This window comes from Limnobacter humi, assembly GCF_024518835.1.
Taxonomy (GTDB): Bacteria; Pseudomonadota; Gammaproteobacteria; order Burkholderiales; family Burkholderiaceae_B; genus Limnobacter; species Limnobacter humi.
Genome location: NZ_JANIGO010000005.1, coordinates 13,047 through 32,278, shown reverse-complemented (window position 1 = coordinate 32,278; position 19,232 = coordinate 13,047). Strand labels below are relative to the sequence as shown.

Annotated in this window: 21 protein-coding genes; 9 read left to right on the top strand and 12 right to left on the bottom strand. The window is 58.0% G+C overall.

Annotated features, from left to right (window positions below):
* From NQT62_RS13365 to NQT62_RS13355, 3 genes are all read left to right on the top strand, one after another.
* Positions 1 to 591, top strand: a complete 591-nt coding sequence (locus NQT62_RS13365; protein ID WP_256765234.1) for a 50S ribosomal protein L25/general stress protein Ctc — start codon at positions 1 to 3, stop codon at positions 589 to 591.
* A gap of 144 nt (positions 592 to 735) precedes the next feature.
* A complete protein-coding gene (gene pth / locus NQT62_RS13360) occupies positions 736 to 1,362 on the top strand; it encodes an aminoacyl-tRNA hydrolase (RefSeq protein WP_256765233.1) in 627 nt (208 codons plus the stop codon).
* Positions 1,359 to 2,468, top strand: a complete 1,110-nt coding sequence (locus NQT62_RS13355) for a patatin-like phospholipase family protein (RefSeq protein WP_256765232.1) — start codon at positions 1,359 to 1,361, stop codon at positions 2,466 to 2,468. Before pth ends, NQT62_RS13355 begins: the two co-directional genes overlap by 4 nt.
* A 30-nt stretch (positions 2,469 to 2,498) precedes the next feature.
* Here the strand turns inward: NQT62_RS13355 and NQT62_RS13350 are convergent, their stop codons facing one another.
* Entirely contained in the window at positions 2,499 to 3,833 is a 1,335-nt protein-coding gene (locus NQT62_RS13350) for a hypothetical protein (RefSeq protein ID WP_256765231.1), read from the bottom strand.
* Positions 3,830 to 4,480 carry a hypothetical protein gene (locus tag NQT62_RS13345; RefSeq protein WP_256765230.1) on the bottom strand — a complete coding sequence of 217 codons (651 nt, stop codon included), beginning with the start codon at positions 4,478 to 4,480 and terminating at the stop codon, positions 3,830 to 3,832. The genes NQT62_RS13350 and NQT62_RS13345 overlap by 4 nt, the downstream gene beginning before the upstream one ends.
* 108 nt (positions 4,481 to 4,588) lie before the next feature.
* Between NQT62_RS13345 and ychF the strand changes: the two genes are divergently transcribed.
* Together ychF and NQT62_RS13335 are read left to right on the top strand one after the other, a co-directional pair.
* Complete coding sequence (ychF, locus tag NQT62_RS13340; protein ID WP_256765229.1) at positions 4,589 to 5,680, top strand: redox-regulated ATPase YchF; 1,092 nt, start codon at positions 4,589 to 4,591, stop codon at positions 5,678 to 5,680.
* 6 nt (positions 5,681 to 5,686) lie between these two features.
* Complete coding sequence (locus NQT62_RS13335; RefSeq protein ID WP_256765228.1) at positions 5,687 to 6,937, top strand: hypothetical protein; 1,251 nt, start codon at positions 5,687 to 5,689, stop codon at positions 6,935 to 6,937.
* Here the strand turns inward: NQT62_RS13335 and NQT62_RS13330 are convergent.
* From NQT62_RS13330 to NQT62_RS13310, 5 genes are read right to left on the bottom strand one after another with little or no spacing between them, the layout of a single operon-like run.
* Complete coding sequence (locus NQT62_RS13330; protein WP_256765227.1) at positions 6,914 to 7,195, bottom strand: YfhL family 4Fe-4S dicluster ferredoxin; 282 nt, start codon at positions 7,193 to 7,195, stop codon at positions 6,914 to 6,916. The two genes, NQT62_RS13335 and NQT62_RS13330, sit on opposite strands and share 24 nt — an antisense overlap.
* Positions 7,196 to 7,203: 8 nt before the next feature.
* Positions 7,204 to 7,704 (bottom strand): pantetheine-phosphate adenylyltransferase, encoded by a 501-nt coding sequence (gene coaD / locus NQT62_RS13325; RefSeq protein ID WP_256765226.1) that lies wholly within the window; start codon positions 7,702 to 7,704, stop codon positions 7,204 to 7,206.
* Positions 7,705 to 7,752: 48 nt separating this feature from the next.
* A complete protein-coding gene (gene rsmD, locus NQT62_RS13320; protein ID WP_256765225.1) occupies positions 7,753 to 8,379 on the bottom strand; it encodes a 16S rRNA (guanine(966)-N(2))-methyltransferase RsmD in 627 nt (208 codons plus the stop codon).
* Positions 8,376 to 9,710, bottom strand: a complete 1,335-nt coding sequence (locus tag NQT62_RS13315; RefSeq protein WP_256765224.1) for a M16 family metallopeptidase — start codon at positions 9,708 to 9,710, stop codon at positions 8,376 to 8,378. The genes rsmD and NQT62_RS13315 overlap by 4 nt, the downstream gene beginning before the upstream one ends.
* A 23-nt stretch (positions 9,711 to 9,733) precedes the next feature.
* Entirely contained in the window at positions 9,734 to 11,152 is a 1,419-nt protein-coding gene (locus tag NQT62_RS13310; protein ID WP_256765223.1) for a M16 family metallopeptidase, read from the bottom strand.
* 144 nt (positions 11,153 to 11,296) lie between these two features.
* Here NQT62_RS13310 and ftsY point away from each other — a divergent pair, with 144 nt between their 5' ends.
* From ftsY to NQT62_RS13295, 3 genes are read left to right on the top strand one after another with little or no spacing between them, the layout of a single operon-like run.
* Positions 11,297 to 12,238 carry a signal recognition particle-docking protein FtsY gene (ftsY, locus tag NQT62_RS13305; protein WP_256765222.1) on the top strand — a complete coding sequence of 314 codons (942 nt, stop codon included), beginning with the start codon at positions 11,297 to 11,299 and terminating at the stop codon, positions 12,236 to 12,238.
* The gene (locus NQT62_RS13300) at positions 12,235 to 12,969 is read left to right on the top strand and encodes a cell division ATP-binding protein FtsE (RefSeq protein ID WP_256765221.1); all 735 of its coding nucleotides are present in this window, start codon (positions 12,235 to 12,237) and stop codon (positions 12,967 to 12,969) included. The genes ftsY and NQT62_RS13300 overlap by 4 nt, the downstream gene beginning before the upstream one ends.
* 41 nt (positions 12,970 to 13,010) lie before the next feature.
* Entirely contained in the window at positions 13,011 to 13,919 is a 909-nt protein-coding gene (locus NQT62_RS13295; RefSeq protein WP_256765220.1) for a cell division protein FtsX, read from the top strand.
* Between the two features lie 7 nt (positions 13,920 to 13,926).
* Here the strand turns inward: NQT62_RS13295 and rfbD are convergent, their stop codons facing one another.
* Positions 13,927 to 14,889 carry a dTDP-4-dehydrorhamnose reductase gene (rfbD, locus tag NQT62_RS13290; RefSeq protein WP_256765219.1) on the bottom strand — a complete coding sequence of 321 codons (963 nt, stop codon included), beginning with the start codon at positions 14,887 to 14,889 and terminating at the stop codon, positions 13,927 to 13,929.
* Between the two features lie 23 nt (positions 14,890 to 14,912).
* The gene (rfbB, locus tag NQT62_RS13285) at positions 14,913 to 15,947 is read right to left on the bottom strand and encodes a dTDP-glucose 4,6-dehydratase (protein WP_256765217.1); all 1,035 of its coding nucleotides are present in this window, start codon (positions 15,945 to 15,947) and stop codon (positions 14,913 to 14,915) included.
* A gap of 123 nt (positions 15,948 to 16,070) precedes the next feature.
* On the opposite strand from rfbB, the gene NQT62_RS13280 reads away from it, so the two are divergent.
* On the top strand, positions 16,071 to 16,475 hold the full coding sequence (locus tag NQT62_RS13280) for a hypothetical protein (protein WP_256765216.1): 405 nt from the start codon (positions 16,071 to 16,073) through the stop codon (positions 16,473 to 16,475).
* A gap of 9 nt (positions 16,476 to 16,484) precedes the next feature.
* On the opposite strand, the gene NQT62_RS13275 is transcribed toward NQT62_RS13280, so the two are convergent.
* The 3 genes from NQT62_RS13275 to gmd are packed head-to-tail and all read right to left on the bottom strand — an operon-like array spanning position 16,485 to position 19,108.
* A complete protein-coding gene (locus tag NQT62_RS13275; protein ID WP_256765215.1) occupies positions 16,485 to 16,988 on the bottom strand; it encodes a transcriptional activator RfaH in 504 nt (167 codons plus the stop codon).
* Between the two features lie 17 nt (positions 16,989 to 17,005).
* Positions 17,006 to 17,980 carry a GDP-L-fucose synthase gene (gene fcl, locus NQT62_RS13270; RefSeq protein WP_256765214.1) on the bottom strand — a complete coding sequence of 325 codons (975 nt, stop codon included), beginning with the start codon at positions 17,978 to 17,980 and terminating at the stop codon, positions 17,006 to 17,008.
* Positions 17,981 to 17,989: 9 nt separating this feature from the next.
* The gene (gene gmd / locus NQT62_RS13265) at positions 17,990 to 19,108 is read right to left on the bottom strand and encodes a GDP-mannose 4,6-dehydratase (protein WP_256765213.1); all 1,119 of its coding nucleotides are present in this window, start codon (positions 19,106 to 19,108) and stop codon (positions 17,990 to 17,992) included.
* Positions 19,109 to 19,232 lie beyond the last annotated feature (124 nt).

Below are 19,232 nucleotides of genomic sequence, written 5' to 3'. Positions count from 1 at the left end.
ATGAAAGTCGTCGCAACATCCCGCACAGAGCAGGGTTCCGGAGCGAGCCGCCGCCTGCGTCGTGCTGGCCAGGTACCTGGCATTGTCTATGGTGGCAACTCGCAAGCCGCTGCCATCGCCATCGAGCACAACCCACTGTGGCACGCCCTGCAGAAAGAGAAGTTCCACTCATCGATTCTCGACCTGGAAATCGATGGCAAGGCCGAAAAAGCCGTGCTGCGTGACTACCAGATGCACCCTTACAAGCAGCAAATCCTGCACATGGATTTCCAGCGCGTAGACCCAAATCAGAAAGTTCACATGCCCGTGCCCCTGCACTACTCCGGCCACCTGGAAAGCCCAGCTGTGAAGCTGTACGCCGGTCAGGTAACCTTTGTGGCCAACCAGGTGGAAGTGGAATGTCTGCCCGCAGACCTGCCAGAATTCATCGCCGTGGATTGCAGCACCTTGGACATCACCAAGCGCTCCATTCACGTGACTGACCTGCAGTTGCCCGCTGGTGTGTCCATCCCCAACCACGGACAAGACGACCTGTCGCTGGTAACCGTGAAGATCAAGAACGCAGCCGCCAAGGCGGGTGGCGACGAGTAAACACACCGGTTTTTCGGTTGTTGAGAAAGCAGACCGCTGAAAGGCGGTCTGCTTTTTTTACGCCTGAGCTTGTTTTGTGTTGCCCCCACATCGCACAGCTTCTGCGCGTATACTCGCCCTGAGCACACACAGCCATACACCCTGATGTCCAGCAACACTCCCATCCGTCTTATCGTGGGCCTCGGCAACCCTGGCCCCCAATACGAAACCACCCGCCACAATGCTGGTGTGTGGTACCTCAATGACCTCGCCCGCGCGAACAATGTTTTCCTGCAATCCGACAAACGGTTCTTTGGTGACATCGCCCGCATCAAAGCCCACGGGGAAGACGTGTGGCTATTGTTTCCCACCACCTTCATGAACCGCTCTGGTCAAGCGGTGGGCGCACTGGCCAAGTTCTTCAAGATCAAACCAGAAGAAATCCTGGTGGCCCATGACGAGCTGGACCTATTGCCCGGCCAGCTCAAGATCAAGAAAGGCGGCGGCCATGCCGGCCACAATGGCTTGAAGGACATGGTGGCCCACCTGGGCAGCAACGAGTTCTGGCGCGCGCGCATCGGCATTGGCCACCCACGTAGCCTGAACCTGCAACAAGGCGTGGCCGACTTTGTGTTGCACAGGCCCAGCAACGATCAACAAATCGCCATCGATAAAACCATCGATATTTTGCTCAAGCACACCGACCTGGTTCTAAAGGGGGACATGGCCCAAGCCACCACGCGGGTGCACACGGAGGTGGACCAAGCCTATCAAGCGGTGAAGTCTGCATGAAAGCCCTGCGCATCATTGCAGGCGAGCGGGCGCGCAAACACATCGCGCAACATGGCCTATCCCCCTTTGATGTCCAGGCAATTCCCGGCGCTGCTGGCGGCCCCAAAGGCCTTATTCTGCAGGGCCTGGACCACTTTCTGTTTGGTCAATGGTTCAATGCAGCGCACCTGGAACAACGGGCCGCCAGTGGCACCAAGCCCTTGCAATTGCTGGGTGCCTCCATTGGTGCCTGGCGCATGGCTGCCGCGGCCAGCAGTGAGCCCGTGGAGGCCCTGAAGCGACTTGCCTGGCAGTACTGCGAGGCGCAGCGTTATGGCAAACAGGTGAACCGCCACCAAATCACCGAAGTGTGCCACAGCATGGTTCAACAGCTGGTGGCTGATCAGGCTCACAGCATGAGCCTGCCACAGCACAAACAACTTTTCGTGTGGGTAAACCGCGGTTTAAGCCCCCTCCACCATGCCCAGCAACAGCGGGAACGCAAACGCGGCTTTGCTGCCGCAGTGTTGGCCAACAGCATCAACCGCAACCACCTGTCCCGCTATTTTGAGCGTTGGATATTCCATTCACCCGGTGCCGCCACCGCCTGGCTGGATCAACCCTTCGATGCCATCCCCACCCACCGTGCCGAACTGCACCCGCTAAACATTCGAGATGCACTGTTGGCTTCCGGCAGCATTCCCTTTGTGCTCAACCCGGTACAGCACATTGTGAAAGCCATGCCCGATGATGCACACACCGTGCAGCACCATGAAGGTCCGTTTTGGGATGGAGGCCTGACCGACTACCACCTGGCCTTGCCCTATCACCGGCTGGATGGGCTGGTGCTCTATCCACATTTCGCCAGCACGGTCACCCCGGGTTGGCTCGACAAGTTTCTCAAACTTCGAAAAGCGCGCCCAGACTGGATGAGCAACGTGGTGCTGCTGTGCCCCACTGACGAATTCGTCAACAGCCTGCCGGCCAAAAAAATACCGGACCGCAGCGACTTCAAGCGTTATGGCCTGGACCATGATCAACGCATTGCCCACTGGAATGCCGCAATTGCAGAAAGCCACCGACTGGCCGACGAGTTTGCCAATTGGCTTGAGCAACCGCGACTTTAAACACAGGCAACAGGTCGACCCACTGCACTGCTAACTGTAAATCCGGAATTGGTTGACTGCGGAAAATTCAGGCCTTAGCAGCGCCAAGCTGGATGCACTTTGACAGGATGAGCACATGGGATAACGTGAAAACATGGTAATTTCAATGGGACCCGCCAAATGGGAACCATGGTTTTGCAACACCATGCTAAGAGCAGACATCACCGCGTATTCGGTGTCACGGGCACGATCATGAAAATCGTCGCTGGACGTCCGCGTGAATGTTCTGGGTAAAATTCGGGCTTCCTCACGAGGCTTGCTGGGCCCACCAATTAACAGGTCATCCCAGGATACAAAGTACACCGGCGCACCGACCATTGGCTTTAATCTGCCCATGTTGGCCTCAACATTACACCGCCTTTCATCCAGGGAAGGCTCCAAGGTTGGCATGCACGCCGTAACGCCAGGATGATTGACTGATCCATCGGTCAGTCGAAGCTGGATTCGGCCTTTGGGGTGTTGATCAACGTCACGGCGCGCGCCAGAGGCCGATACCCAACGCAGAACGGGCTGCCCGGCGTTTCGCACCACAGTGATTAGAAAATTTCGCTTGTCCTTGATCTGATTAGTCCACTGTCCCTGGATCAAACGCCAGTTCTCGGCATTCGCACAATATTGTTTGCCAAGAACAGACTGCAACACGCTGCACAAGTCTTGATAATCTCTGGGGTGTTCTGCTCGAAGTGTGTTTCGGGAGTGTGTCGCAATACGCACATCACCATGACGTTTGAGCATTTCATCAAACACCGTACCGTATACAGTCGGCGCAGAAGCCAGGGTCAGAAGTGACTGAGCCTTGTTCGAACTGGACCAACTCTCGCCAGCCTGCTGCAACACGGCGAGCTCTGATCGGTGCGGTTTGCGACCGGCAATCGTCTCGAAATTGGCGTCCAAAGAACGGCGTGCCGATTGTGCCACCGATGATGCCACCGGTGGTGCCTGGCTCTCATTGAGCAAATCGCCCACCACACGCAACAAGGCCGGTTCATTCAGCATTTTTTGTAAGCTGACTGGTGAGATGAATTGCTGGACGGCACCACGAACGGCTGGTGCCGTAAATTGTTGCGTGAAACAAGCATTGGTGATTTGCGCCATAATCCCGGCTGGTGGGGTTCCCAGTTGAGTCGCGCCCTGGGGCGTCACTGTCAGCGCACCTGTGTCGGCATCCACCCCAACGGCTCGCGGAGGTAATGCCAACGGTTTCACCGGCACTCCAAACAATACATTGTCAGTGGGTGCCGGTGAGGCTCGACTGGAACGGTCAACTGCTTGGCTCGATTGCGACATGACTGGCGCTTTCAATGCCTGGGCATAACTTTTGGTCATGGCCGACTCGCCAGCAGCTTGTTGGCCGCTTTTACAAATGCCCTCACGCAATGGGACTCGTCACCATAGCGTGGGCAGGCCAAATGCCAAGCGCTGGTGGGGTCAATCAACAAAGGGGCGTTGGCCTCAGAAGGTTGATCACTCTGGGCATTGCTCAGACCCGTTTGCTGTTGCGTCTGCTTTTTTTCCTTGATGCGCACCAATGTTTTCAAAACATCGGTGCCAACACCTTGAAACACCATGGACGCAGACGAATCGGTCGATTGTGCATGCAGTGTGGCGTAAATCACCTGATCAAAAATCTCGGCTGCTGCATACAGGCGGGCCGGCGGGCTGTCCTGCGCGATTCGAATAAGGTCTGGGTGAATCACCAACTTGCGCTCTGCCGGCTGATAAGCAGCTGGCCAGCAAGCCCTGTCTATGCAGACCAACAAGGGTTTGGCTGGATTGGCGCTCATACTCTCCAACAACTGCTGAAGCTCACCGTCCAATCCTTTTGCGCTGGACAATACTTGGGCCAAGGCCACAAACTGCTGATTCAAGCGCGGATTGCTGGCCGGATTGATGGCCTCCGAATACAGTGCTGAATTGACCTCTCGGTGGGTTCTCGTTGAGGGAAATAGGCTTGTTTGAGCGGCTAGAGGCATTGGACTTTACCAATTCAAATTGATAAGTAGTCCACCCAGCCCTGAAAGTTCCAGCAGCAAAAGCGTTACAATTCAACCTGTTTCGCGTCCCTCAAAGCACTTCTCCCTATGACACTCAAATGCGGCATCGTTGGTCTGCCCAACGTTGGCAAATCCACCCTGTTCAATGCACTCACCAAAGCAGGCATTGCAGCTGAAAACTATCCCTTCTGTACCATCGAGCCCAATGTGGGCATTGTGGAAGTTCCAGACGCCCGCCTGCAGCAACTGGCCGACATTGTAAAACCGGAGCGCATTGTGCCGGCCACGGTGGAGTTTGTGGACATCGCCGGCCTGGTGGCGGGCGCCTCCAAAGGCGAGGGGCTGGGCAACCAGTTCTTGGCGCACATCCGCGAAACCGATGCCATTGTGAATGTGGTGCGCTGCTTTGAAGACGACAATGTGGTGCATGTCAACGGCAAGGTCGACCCACTGTCCGACATTGAAACCATTGAAACCGAGTTGTGCCTGGCTGACTTGGGCACGGTCGAAAAGGCAGTCATTCGCTATGCCAAACAAGCGCGGGCCAACGACAAAGAAGCCGCCAAAGTGCTGGCCATTCTCGAGAAATGCCAGGCACAGCTCAATGAAGTCAAACCCGTGCGCGCCTTGGGCCTGGACGCCGAAGACCTGTTCGCCATCAAAAGCTTCGGCCTGATCACCGCCAAGCCAGCCATGTATGTGGCCAACGTGGCTGAAGACGGCTTCGAGAACAATCCATTCCTGGCGCGCCTACAGGAATACGCTGCCAAACAGAATGCACCGGTGGTGGCTGTCTGTGCAGCCATTGAAGCCGAAATTGCCGACCTGGACGATGCCGACAAACTGGAATTTCTGGAAAGCATCGGCATGAGCGAACCCGGCCTAAATCGGGTGATTCGAGCCGGTTTCAAGCTGTTGGGTTTGCAAACCTACTTCACGGCCGGGGTGAAGGAAGTGCGCGCCTGGACCATCAAGATTGGCGACACCGCGCCCAAAGCAGCCGGGGTCATCCACACCGACTTTGAACGCGGTTTCATTCGCGCCCAAACCATCGCCTTTGATGACTTCATCGCGTTCAAAGGCGAAAACGGCGCCAAAGAGGCTGGCAAGATGCGTGCTGAAGGCAAGGAATACGTGGTTCACGACGGCGACGTCATGAACTTCCTCTTCAACGTGTAAATCAGCATGCGCAGGCTGACCATCCTCACGGCAATCGTTGGGCTGGTTGGCCTGTTGTACACCCTGGCCACCCATGGCTTGGCGGTGCCCCGGGGCCTCTGGGCCCACCACCTGGCAGCGCTGCAGCAGCAGTTTCCCAACCGAAACACCCAGATAGACCGGGTTGTGCTGGCATTTGGGCGTCATCCTCAGCTCATTCTCAGCGGGCTGTCTCAGCACAACGTCCGCACAGGCGAGCAATTGCGCGTTGCCGTGGTTCGTCTCGAACTGGAAGACTACGGTTTCTTGCAGGGCGAAGCACCCCGGGTCACCAGCATCACCGTGAAAGGGTTGGACAGCCTGGTCAACACCCCCGGCGATTGCCTGAGTTCACTGCGAACCTGCATGCCCACTATCCCCCTGGAATGGGTGAATTACTGGCATCAGGCCGATCAAACCCGCCTGGGCAACTGGCCCAAACCCGTGTTGAACATCCAGCAGCTGCGCATCGACAAGGCGCAATGGCACGCCTCGGGAAAATCCATGGCGCAAGCGCAGCTGGATGATTTCCGGTACAACACAGGCTCATCGAATGAGCCTGAAACACTGGCCCTGGCCTGGCGATTTTCCGCCAACAACGGCACCAAGGCGTATGTGGCCCTGCAAGCGTCGCCAGCGCGTTATGAATCGGCCGATGGAACAGTTGCCTGGTCACTGAGAAACCTGCACACGGAATTCAATGGCCAGTGGCAAGGTTTCCCGTGGACAGGCACGCTGGCCCAGGAACAACTGCTGCTCAGCGCTGCGCAAGCAGGTGAGCACAACACCGGCGCCCCCATTGTCCGCTTGAGTGGTCAAAAACTGCGGTTCTACCTGCGCCGAGACGATGACCCCGACACCCACCAAGCTGCATTTTCAGCCGGCGATTTTTCCGGCGGCTTGCCCCTGCAACGCTGGTCGTTCCGGCAAGCCGAGTGGACCTTCACCCACCAGGATGCCCAGGCCTGGACCTTTAACCTGCAATTCAACCCAGCCACGCAGCGGTTGCAAGTCGAGCCCGTTGCCATTGAAGGCAGCGAGGGCTTGCCTGCACCCGCACATGTTCGCGGGCCAGACTGCAGTCAACTGGCCTTTGCCAAAAGCATGCGGCCCGACAGCGCCGCCATCTGGCAATGGCAGCAATCGTGGTTCCATGTGGAAGATGTGGGTGAAGGGCCAGCCAGCACCGCCGCGGCCCATTCGGACGGCTTGCGCCTATGTCTTCAACCCACCCTGTAGATACGGGGTTTTGTCAGGGTGCAACCTGAAAAACTTGCCCAGCAGTTGCTGCTGGTTTTCCGGGTGTTCAGGGTCTTTGGGAATGCAGTCCACCGGGCACACCACCACGCACTGGGGCTCATCGAAATGGCCCACGCATTCTGTGCATTTCAAGGGGTCAATTTCGTAAATTTCCTCGCCCATGGCAATGGCCCCGTTGGGGCACTCGGGCTCGCAAACGTCGCAATTGATGCACTCATCGGTGATGATCAGGGCCATGCTGCTTTTTACGGTTGGTCATCGCCTTGCCGGGCTTGTAGCTTTTGGTTCAACCACTGCTCAACAGACGGGAATACAAACTTGCTCACATCGCCGCCCAGCGAGGCAATTTCTCGAACAATGGTTCCAGAAATAAACTGGTACTGGTCTGACGGGGTCAGAAACATGGTTTCCACATCGGGCAGCAGGTAGCGGTTCATGCCCGCCATTTGAAATTCGTATTCAAAGTCGCTGACCGCGCGCAGGCCACGAATAATCACACTGGCCTCGTTGGCGCGCACAAAGTCTTTCAGCAAGCCGCGAAAGCCTTTCACTTCCACATTGGGATAGTGGGATAACACTTCACCGGCAATGCGCACCCGCTCATCCATGGAAAAAAATGGACGCTTGTTGGGGCTGTCGGCCACGCCGACCACCAGCTTGTCGAATATTTTTGCACCGCGTCGAACCAGGTCTTCGTGGCCGCGCGTCAGTGGATCAAACGTACCGGGATACACAGCAATGCGCATCGCTGATCTCCAAAATGCCAGGGTTTTATTGTGGATAACCGCTTTGTATCACAGAGCTGGCAGGGCGAACAAATGCGCATGCACTTGGCCGGCTTTTAAATGACGCAGGGCATCAATTTTTGCAATTCCGAGTTGTTGCGCCAAAGCCTGCTCGTCGGCAAACAGGTTTTCATGCCATTCGATGTAAACCAGACCGCCGGGTTTCAGCAAACCGGGCACATGGGGCGCAATCTGAACCCATTGGTTGGTGCGAAACGGCGGGTCCAGGGCTACCAGGTCAAATGCTTTTGTACCGCCCTGGCGAGCGTACGCCACCGCATCGCCCACCTGCACCTGAATGTGTGGGGCCTTGCCTTGCGCAGCATCCCATTTGCTGAGCAAGTAGGTTCTGTTCTGATTCAGCTGCTGGGCCACCACCCGGTGGGCTTCCACCTGCACCACCTCAGCCGCGCCGCGCGAGGCCGCTTCAAAACCCAGGGCGCCAGTGCCGGCATACAAGTCCAGCACGCGCCAACCGGTGCAATCCTGCCCCAGCCAATTGAACACGGTTTCGCGGACACGGTCAGGCGTGGGCCGCAACCCCTCCACCGGTGCAACCGGCAACTGCAGGCGGCGCCAGTGGCCTGCAATAATCCGCAAGCTGCCCGGTGCAGCCTTGCCCGGTGCAGCCTTCATTTGGGCTGGCCGCCCACCACCACAGTCACCAATTTATCGGCCTTGACGGCATTGGCAAAGGCCTTGCGCGCACTGTCCACCGTCACCTTGTCGATGTTGGCGGTCCAGGTGTCCAGGTAGTCCAGCGGCAGGTTGTACAGGCCCATCATCGAGATGTTGGTGATCAGCTTGCTATTGCTGTCCACGCGCAAGGGAAACCCACCCACCAGGTTGGCCTTGGCTGCCTTCAGCTCGTCAGCGCTTGGCCCTTTGGTGATGAAGTCGAGAATGGTTTTGCGCATCAGTTCCAGCGCCTGCCCGGTTTGCTCCCGCTTGGTTTGCACACCGGCCTGGAACGGCCCGGCATCACCGGACGGCATGAAATACGAATACGCACTGTAAGCCAGGCCGCGCTTCTCGCGAATTTCGTTCATCAACCGGGAATTGAAGCCGCCACCGCCCAGCACATGGTTGGCCACCAGCAAGTCAAAATACTGGGGATTACCGCGCGCCAGGGTGGGCAAACCCATCAGGATGTGGCTTTGCGCAGCCGGGTGGTCAATCTGGATGGTTTTGCCCTGCATTTGCGCTTGCAATTGCGCTGCGTTTGCACTGCCCAAGGCGGGTTCTGCCAGGGTGCCGGTGGGCAAGGTAGCTGTCAGTTCATTGGCCAGCTTTTCAGCTTGCGCACGGCTGATATTGCCCACAATGCTCACCACCGCCGCATTGCCCAGGTAATGGGTTTTGTAAAACTGGCGAATATCCTCAATGCTCACCGCCTTGATGGATTGCTCGGTTTCCACATAGCCATAGGGGTGCTGTGGGTAAAGCGCTTGCGAAAACGCGCGCTGGGCCAGGGTGTCGGGCTTGGTCAGGGCTTCTTTCAGGCCGGCAATGCTGCGGGCCTGTTCACGGGCATACACCTGCGCATCAAACACCGGCTTTTGCAGCACGGTTTTGAACAAGGCAATCGACTTGGAAAACTCGGGCTCCGAGGTCAATGTGCGCAGCTGCAAACCGGCGGAGTCCTCGCCCGCTGCACTGCCAAACACGGCCCCAGTGTCGGCAAAACCATCGGCAATCCGGTTTTCATCCAGGCCTTCGGCGCCACGGCCAATCATGTCAGCCGTGGCACTGGCCAGCCCCACCTTGTTGGCGGGGTCGGCACGGTTGCCGGCAAAAAAATCAATGCGCAAGTCCAGAATGGGCAGCGCCTCGGCGCGCATGTACATCACCTTCGCACCGCTGTCGGTTTTCCAGGTTTCAATGGGCAAGGCGGCGTTGGCTTGGGCGCTCAGGGCCACAAAGCCTACTGCAAGCGCGGTTTTCAAGGGGTTCATCCAGTGTTTCATGCTGTACTTCCTGAGCGTGCTGGTTAGTGGGTCAGGCCCTTGGGCTTGTTGTGCTTTTCATTGGGGTCGATCGGCAAGGGGAACAGGGTGCCCACGGTCATTTGGTCGGGCGAGAAATAGCGCTGCGCCACGCTTTGCACTTCAGCGGGTGTTACCGACTTTACTTTCTCAATCATGGTGTCAATGTCTTTCACTGAAAAACCGATGATGAGGTTCTGGCCAATTTCCATGGCCTGACCAAACACGGAGTCCCGCTTGAACACCTGCGCGGCCACCAACTGGGCTTTAACCCGCGCCAATTCCTGCTCGGTCACGCCCTGCTCGGCCACTTTCTTCACCTGGGCCAGCAGCAGCGGCTCCAAATCGGCCACGGTTTTACCGTCCGACGGTGTGGCATCCAGAAAGAACATCGACGGCCCGCGCCCGGTCATGTCGTAACTGGCGCCCACCTGCGTGGCCACTTTGCTGTCCTGTACCAGTTCACGGTTCATGCGCGCTCCGGAATAACCATCCAGCACCGCGGCCAACACCGACAAGGCATAGGGGTCGCGGTCTTTGTCCACGTTTTCCAACTTGGGCGCCTTAAAACCCATCATCACATAAGGGTTTTCAGCCGGTGCCTTCACCTCAATGCGGCGCACCCCTTCCTGCTTGGGTTCTTCCTGGGGTTTGCGCTCTTCAAGCTGTTTGGGTTTCACTTGGCCGTAGGTGCCTTCCGCCCAGGTCTTCACCTGCGCGGGTTTTACATCGCCCACCACCACCACCACGGCATTCTGGGGGGTGTACCACGTGTTGTACCAATGCCGAGCGTCTTTGTAAGTGAGGCTCTCCAGGTCGTTCATCCAGCCAATCACCGGCGTGCGGGTGGGGTTGGCCTGGTAGGCCGTGGCCATGAAGGCTTCGTACAGTTTGCTCTGGGCCTGGTCATCGGTGCGCCAGCGGCGCTCTTCCATCACCACTTGAATTTCTTTTTTGAACTCAGCCTCGGTCAGTTGCAGGTTGGCCATGCGGTCGGCCTCCAGCTCAAACACCCGCTTCAGGTTTTTGGCCTGCAGTTGTTGAAAGTAGGCGGTGTAGTCACGGCTGGTAAAGGCATTGTCTCGCCCGCCCAGGCCCGCCACAATCTTCGAGAAGTCGCCAGGCTTCAGGGTTTTGGTGCCCTTGAACATCATGTGTTCCAGCACGTGGGCCACACCCGTGGTGCCGTTGTATTCATCGATGGAACCCGCCTTGTACCACACCATGTGGGCCACCGTGGGCGACCGGTGGTCCTCTTTCACCACCAGCCTCAGGCCGTTTTTCAGGGTGTACTGGGTCACCTCGCCATCGGCTGCGCGGGCTGCCAGCGGGGCCAGCAAGGTGGCACTCAGGGCGATTGTGCCCAAGGTTGCTGTCATGCGGGCCATCCAGGGGCCAGAAGAGTATGTGCCGGGTTGCTTCATGCGTCATCCATCCGTCTGCATTGTGGAGCCTCGCCAAAGGAGGCCTTTTGCCGCAATGGTAGAATAAGTTCTTCACCACGCCAGCCTGTGACCGCGTGAATCGCGATTTGTTCACTGGCCACCCTGTTTTATGGAGCGAATTGAATGCACATCCCCGGGCAGCGACAGGACTGGCTAGGCCGTCTGAAGTCGGGCTTGACCAAAACACGCTCCGGCCTGGCCTCCATGTTCACCGGCGAAAAAGTGGACGATGCTTTTTTCGAGGACCTGGAAGAGCGCTTGCTGCTGGCCGATTGCGGGCTTCCTGCCACCGAACTGCTGATGCAAAAGGTGCGTGACCAGGTGTATCAACACGGCATCACCAGTCCGGAAGGCGTGCGTTTGGTGCTGCGCGATGCGGTGTTCGACCTGCTGCGCCCACTGGAAACCAGCATGGGTGTCGACCGCGCCCGCCCGCTGGTCATGATGGTGGTTGGGGTCAATGGAGCCGGCAAAACCACCAGCATTGGCAAGCTGGCCAACCACTATGCCGAAATTGGTTACTCCGTGCTGCTGGCTGCTGGCGACACCTTCCGGGCGGCCGCGCGCGAGCAGTTGGATGTGTGGGCCCAACGCAGCAATGTGGATGTGATTTCTGCCGAGGGCAGCGACCCCGGTGCCGTGGCTTTCGACTCGGTGCAGTCGGGTATTGCCCGCAACAGCCACATCGTGATTTGCGACACCGCAGGCCGGCTGCCTACGCAGCTGCACCTCATGGAAGAGCTGAAAAAAATCAAGAAGGTGCTGGGCAAAGCCAAGGTTGATGCACCGCATGAAATCGTGCTGGTGGTCGATGCCACCAATGGTCAAAATGCGCTTCAGCAAATCAAGGCGTTCAACGATGCATTGGGGTTGACTGCGCTGGTGGTCACCAAGCTTGACGGCACCGCCAAAGGTGGCATCCTGGCCGCCATGAGCATGAGCACCCGTGTACCGGTGGCCTTTATTGGCGTGGGCGAAAAACTCGGCGACCTGCGCCCGTTCAGCCCCCGGGAATTTGCCAACGCCCTGGTGGGCATTGATGCCGAAGGAAACACTGCGCCATGATCGTATTCAAGAATGTGTCGCTGAAATATGGCGAACATGCAGCTCTGAAGGGCGTGAACTTCCAGTTGCCCAAAGGCTCATTCACCCTGCTGGAAGGCCATTCCGGCGCTGGTAAAAGTTCTATTTTGCGGCTGCTGGCCACTTTCGAAACACCCAGCAGTGGCGATATTTTTGTGGGCAAAAGCTCGATTGCCAAACTGAACCGCCGGGAGCGGGCACACTATCGCCGTTCGGTGGGCTACACCGGGCTGGATGTTCAGTTGCTGCAAAACCGCACCTGCTTCGACAATGTGGCCCTGCCGCTTCGCGTGGTAGGCCAGTCTGAAACCGACATTCAAAGCCGGGTGAAAGCGGCCTTGGCGCGGGTGGGGCTTAGCCACACCGACCACATGTTGCCCACGGAACTGTCCGGCGGCCAACAACTGCGCCTGCAAATTGCCCGGGCAGTGGTCAACCGGCCGGCACTGGTCCTGGCCGACGAACCCACCGCGCAGCTGGACGATGAGTCGGCATCGCGTGTGGTCACCTTGCTGGAAGAATTCAACCGGGCCGGCGTCACTGTGATGGTGGCCACGCATGAATCCCATCGTTTCAACCGGGTCACCCACCGCCTTCGCCTGGGGGACGGGCAAGTGCTGCCCACACCGGCAGACCTGTCTCAAGCCGGCGGGCGCGAAGGTGGCGTGCAGGAATTCTCGAAAGACTTTTTGAACAAGGCTTATGGTGCGTAAGCAACCCTGAGTAAAGCCCACACCACACCGGAAATACACACATGCGCTGGTTACGACTGCAATGGTTTTCAATTTCAGCTGGTCTGAAGCTGTGGCTGGACGAGCCCCTTGGCCACCTGTTCAACGCCCTGGTGCTGGCCATTGCGCTGGCCATGCCCTGGGCCATCGCGCAGGGCTTAAGCGCACTCATTCCCTCCATGGACCGGGCCGTGGGCGACCCCGAAGTCAGCCTGTATTTCCGCACCGACGCATCCGAAGACAGCGTGCAAACCGCGGCCACCAAGCTGAAGCGGGATTTTGATCTGGAGTCGGTCAAGGTGGTCACGCCGCAACAGGCCCTGGCGCGGCTGCGCGAGCAAAGCCAAACGCCCGACCTGGCCTCCGCCTTGCCCGAAAACCCCCTGCCCTACACGGTGGTGGCCACCTTGCGTGTGGACGCCAAAACCGACACCAACCTTATCGACAGCAAAATTGCCGAATGGAAGAAATACGCTGGCGTTGAATTTGTTCAGTACGATGCCCAATGGGTTCGCCGCCTGCAAGGCCTGCTCAACAGTGCCCAACTCATTGCGGGTGCCTTGGCGGTGATGATCGCTGGCATGGTGCTGGTGGTGACCTTCAACACCGTGCGCCTGCAACTGGTGCGCAACCAGGCCGAGGTGCATGTGCTGAAAGCGCTGGGCGCCACCGATGCCGAGGTGGGCCGCCCCACGCTGTGGTGGTCGGTCAGTCTGGCCCTGGTGGCGTTTGGCCTGGCCTATGGCTTGGTTAGCGGCGGCATGGGTCTGGCCGACGATGCAGTCGGCCAGTGGATCCGACAATTCGACAGCGGCTTTCGCTTTCAGGCACCCAGCATGGTCACTGCGCTGGGCATGGTCTCGGTGTGGGTGGTGCTGGTCATGCTGGGCGCCTGGGCTTCCGTGCGTTCAACCGTGTGGCGCATTCACTAAAGCAGGCTCACTGAAAATCCGGGCCTAGGTTCACCACCAGGTTGCGCACCGCTTTTTGCCAGTCTGGCTGGTTCACGCGAAACACCGATTTCAATTTGGTGTTGTCCAACACGGAATAGGCTGGCCGTGCTGCCTTGAAGTTCATGTCGGGCGTTTTGGCACGCAACACGGTGGGCACACGCGTCAACAAGCCCTGCTGGTGGGCCTGCTCAATGGCAAAACAGGCATAGTCATACCAGGTGGTTTCACCAGCAGCCGTGGCATGAAAGGTTTCGCCACTGGGCACTTCCGACGGGTGGTCTGGCAAAAAAGATGGTGCCAGTTTGCCCAGCTGTTTGTACCGGCTCATGGCCACCACACCGGCCACTTGCAAACCCAGTTCCGCCAGAAAATTGGCGGGTGTTGGGGCACCGCGCTGGTCGTCCACCACCTTGAGCTCGTCGCGCTCGCTGGCAGCCTTCAAGATGGTTTTGCAGAAATTGCCGCCCCGCTGGGCAAACACCCAACTGGTGCGAAAGTTGACCCAATGGCCGCCCACCTCTTCCAAAAACTGCTCGCCCTGTAATTTGGACTGACCGTACACACTCACCGGGTTTACCGCGTCGGTTTCAACATAAGGGCGCGTGGCTGTGCCATCGAATACATAGTCGGTGCTGTAATGCACCAGCACTGCACCCTGCTTTTTGGCTTGCTCGGCCAGCACGCCCACGGCGTGCGCATTCACGGCAAAAGCGGCGTGCGCATCTTTTTCAGCCTGTTCCACCGCCGTGTACGCCGCGGCATTGATGATCACATCCGGCCGCACATCCTTCAACGTTGAAATCAACTGGTCGGGGTCGGTCATGTCCAGGGTGTCGCGGTCCACACCCACGTACGCGTCCAGCGTGTCCAGCAACGCGGGTTTGGCGTGCTGCCCTAGGGTGTGGCCCAGTTGTCCATAACTGCCCAACACCAATACGCGTATTCCCACGATGTATCCCTTGCCTTAAAAAATTATTGGTCCCGGCGCTGCACCATCTGCGCAACCCAGTCCTGATTGTTCAAAAACCACTGCACGGTTTTGCGGATGCCGGTTTCAAAGGTTTCCTGGGGTTTCCAGCCCAGCGTTCGTTCAATTTTGCGTGCATCAATCGCATAGCGGCGGTCATGGCCCGGCCGGTCGGTCACGAATGCAATCTGGTCCACATAACTGCCGCCCCGGGCTCGTGGCATGAGCTCGTCCAGCAAGGTACAAATCAGCCGCACCACATCCAGGTTCGCCATCTCGTTCCACCCACCCACGTTGTAGGTTTCACCCACCTGCCCTTGCGCCAGCACGGTGCGAATGGCCCGCGTGTGGTCTTCAACAAACAACCAGTCGCGAATTTGCTGGCCATCGCCATACACCGGCAAGGGCTTGCCCGCCAGGGCGTTGCTGATGCACAGGGGAATCAGCTTTTCCGGAAAATGGTAAGGCCCGTAGTTGTTGCTGCAGTTGGTGGTCAACACCGGCAAGCCATAGGTGTGGTGCCAGGCCCGCACCAAATGGTCGCTGGCGGCCTTGCTGGCGCTGTAGGGGCTGTTGGGTTCGTAACGGTTGGTTTCTGCAAAAGGGGCGTCGCTGGGGCCCAATGTGCCGTACACCTCGTCGGTGCTCACATGCAGAAACCGGAAGGTGGCCTGTTCATTGTGGGGCAAGGCTGCCCAGTAAGCGCGGGCGCATTCCAACAGGCGGTAAGTGCCCACCACATTGGTTTGAATAAAAGCCTCCGGCCCCAGAATGGAACGGTCCACATGGCTTTCAGCCGCAAAGTTCAGAATGGCGCGGGGCTTGTGGGTGCGCAGCACCGCCTGAACAGCGTCAGTGTCGCCAATGGAGGCATGCACGAAGGTGTGCAACGGGTTGTCCATCACCGGGGCCAGGGTGCTGAGGTGGCCCGCGTAGGTGAGGGCATCCAGCGACACCACAGGCTCGCTGTGCGCGGCCAGGTGCTGACGGACAAAACAGGAGCCAATAAAACCAGCCGAGCCGGTTACCAGTAGGGTCATGATTCAGGAAAAGTTCGGGTTACACTTCAGGGATTACAGAAAAATACTGATCCAGCCTAAGCAGGCCTGCATTCACCGCCAAGCCTTGGGCCGATTATATCGTTGACAGAGGACTGCAAACCCATGACACGCACGAACTTCTCCCGCCTTGTGGCGCCCCTGGCGCTAACCCTGTCTGCCCTGGCATTAAGCGCCTGCGTGGCAGTGGTGCCAGCACCCGGCCAATCGCCAGCCTCCGGCGAAAACACCACCCAACCCGCCTCGTTGTGCAACATGGAAGGGCCCGCCACACAAAAACTGCAGGACGGTACCACCCTGGCTGAAATCACCCAAACCTGCGAACAAACGGAAGTGAAAATCACCAACAACCACGCCAAGCACCCCAAACGGTGCAATGTGGTCATTGGTGGCCAAGGCAGCGAGTTGTACATTCAGCCTGGCGAAAGCCGCAGCCTGACCCAAACCGGCCCAGTGGCCAAGGCCGATGTGCGCATCAACTGCCTGAACGACTGGAACCGCCCAAAGTAAGCACGGCGCCTAGGGTGATTGCAGCTGGGTGGCCGACAACACCACCCGGCGCTCGCCACCCAACACATTGAGCAGCACCAGCACCCGGTCTGCACCCTTGTGCTGGGCAATGGTGGCCATCAAGCCTTCAAACGGCCCGTCGGCCACCCGCATACTGCTGCCCACCTTGGGCATGCCGTTCAGGGCTTCCAGGTGGAGCAAACCATCATCGGCCAACTGGCTTTGAATCAAGTCCACCAGGGCTTGCGGCACGGGCGTGGCCTTGCCGCCAAACTTCACCAGGTCAATGCAGCCTTTGGTGGACCGCAACTTCGAAAAATCATCCACCCCGCTTTCCAGCCGAACAAACAGGTACCGAGGGAACAACGGTTCAACCACCTCGGCCAAGCCTGTGGACCGGCGCTTTCGCACACGGGCCTGCGGGTAAAACACCCGGTAATTCTGGCGCTCCAGGTTTTCCACAGCCTGGGTTTCCAGGCGGGGTTTCGTGTACATCACATACCAGTGGGCCATGTGGCTGCTTGCCCCCTTTACAATTGCCTCACCTGGTCCACATTCTGCTGGTACCAGGCATACGTCCGTTTCAAGCCATCCTCCAGATTAATCGTATATTGCCAACCCAGTGATTTCAACCGGGTTACGTCCATCAGCTTTCTGGGGGTGCCATCGGGCTTGGTGGTGTCAAAGCTGAGGCGGCCCTCAAAGCCCACCACACGGGCCATGGTGTGCGCCAACTCGGCAATGGTGCAGTCCACGCCGGTGCCCACATTGATGTGGCTCAGCATGGGCTGGGTGTTGGCCTTGTAAGTGGCCTCGTCCAGCAGCAGAACGTGCACGCTGGCAGCCGCCATGTCATCCACATGCAAAAATTCCCGCATGGGTTTGCCAGTTCCCCACACCACCACCTCGGCATCGCCGCGCAGCTTTGCCTCGTGGAAGCGGCGCATCATGGCCGGTATCACGTGGCTGTTGTCCGGGTGGAAGTTGTCATTTTCGCCGTACAGGTTGGTGGGCATCACGCTGCGGTAATCCCGGCCGTGTTGGCGGTTGTAACTTTCACACAACTTGATACCCGCAATTTTGGCCACGGCATAGGGCTCGTTGGTGCTTTCCAAAATGCCAGTGAGCAGGGCGTCTTCCCGCATGGGCTGTGGCGCCAGTTTGGGGTAAATGCAGCTGGACCCCAAAAACAGCAAGTGCTGGCAACCACTGTGGTGGGCAGCACGCACCACGTTGCATTCCATCAACAGGTTGTCCATGATGAAATCGGCCGGGTAGGTGTTGTTGGCGTGAATGCCGCCCACCTTGGCTGCCGCCAACACCACCGCATCGGGCTTTTCTGCATCAAAAAAAGCCTGCACATCGGCCTGGTTGCACAGGTTCAATTCCGCGTGCGTGCGCACCACCAGGTTGTGGTAACCCAAAGTGTGCAGGCGGCGCACAATGGCGCTGCCCACCATGCCGCGGTGGCCTGCCACATAAATTGTTGAATTCAGGCTCAGCATGTGAGCCCCTTATTCGCGGCTAACCGCCACGCTGTAGCCGTGCTGCTTCAGCAAGGCATGGCGCTTGGCTGTTTCAAGGTCGGCAGCCACCATTTCGGCCACCATCTCTTGCAGGGTAATTTGGGGCACCCAACCCAGTTTTTCCTTGGCCTTGGTGGGGTCGCCCAGCAGGGTTTCCACTTCCGCCGGGCGGAAATAACGGGGGTCGATGCGCACAATCACATCGCCTTCTTTCAAGGCTGGTGCGTTGTTGCCGTCTACTTTGGCCACAATGCCGCGCTCATCCACACCGGTGCCTTCCCAACGCAGGGTCACGCCCAGTTCCTTTGCACTCATCTCAATAAACTGACGCACGCTGTACTGCACGCCGGTGGCAATCACAAAGTCTTCAGGCTGGTCCTGCTGCAGCATCATCCACTGCATCTCCACATAGTCTTTGGCGTGCCCCCAGTCCCGCAGCGCATCCATGTTGCCCATGTACAGGCAAGGCTCCAGGCCCACTGCAATGTTGGACAAACCACGCGTTACCTTGCGGGTTACAAAGGTTTCGCCGCGGCGCGGGCTTTCATGGTTGAACAAAATGCCGTTGCAGGCGTACATGCCATAGCTTTCGCGGTAGTTCACGGTAATCCAGTACGCGTACATTTTGGCCACCGCATACGGGCTGCGAGGGTAAAACGGCGTGGTTTCCTTTTGGGGAATTTCCTGCACCAAGCCATACAATTCCGACGTTGATGCCTGGTAAAACCGGGTCTTCTTTTCCAGGCCCAAAAAGCGAATGGCTTCCAGCAAACGCAAGGTGCCCATGGCGTCCACATCGGCGGTGTATTCCGGGCTTTCAAAGCTCACGGCCACATGGCTTTGCGCACCCAGGTTGTACACCTCATCGGGCTGCACTTCTTTCAAAATGCGGGTCAAGTTGGAGCTGTCGGTGAGGTCGCCATAGTGCAACTTAAAGCGGGCGTTTTCCATATGCGGGTCTTCGTAAATGTGGTCCACCCGCTGGGTGTTGAACAGGGACGCCCGGCGCTTGATGCCATGCACCTCGTAGCCCTTGGCGAGCAAAAATTCTGCAAGGTAGGACCCGTCTTGTCCGGTAATGCCGGTAATCAGCGCAACTTTGGCCATGGTGTGTGCATGTATTGATCAATAACGAGCCAAAGCTTAGGTCAAAGCCCTGAACACTGGCTAGTGCCCGCAAATCAAAAAACGTCTGATATATTCATTAAATAATCCGTATACGGATTATTTA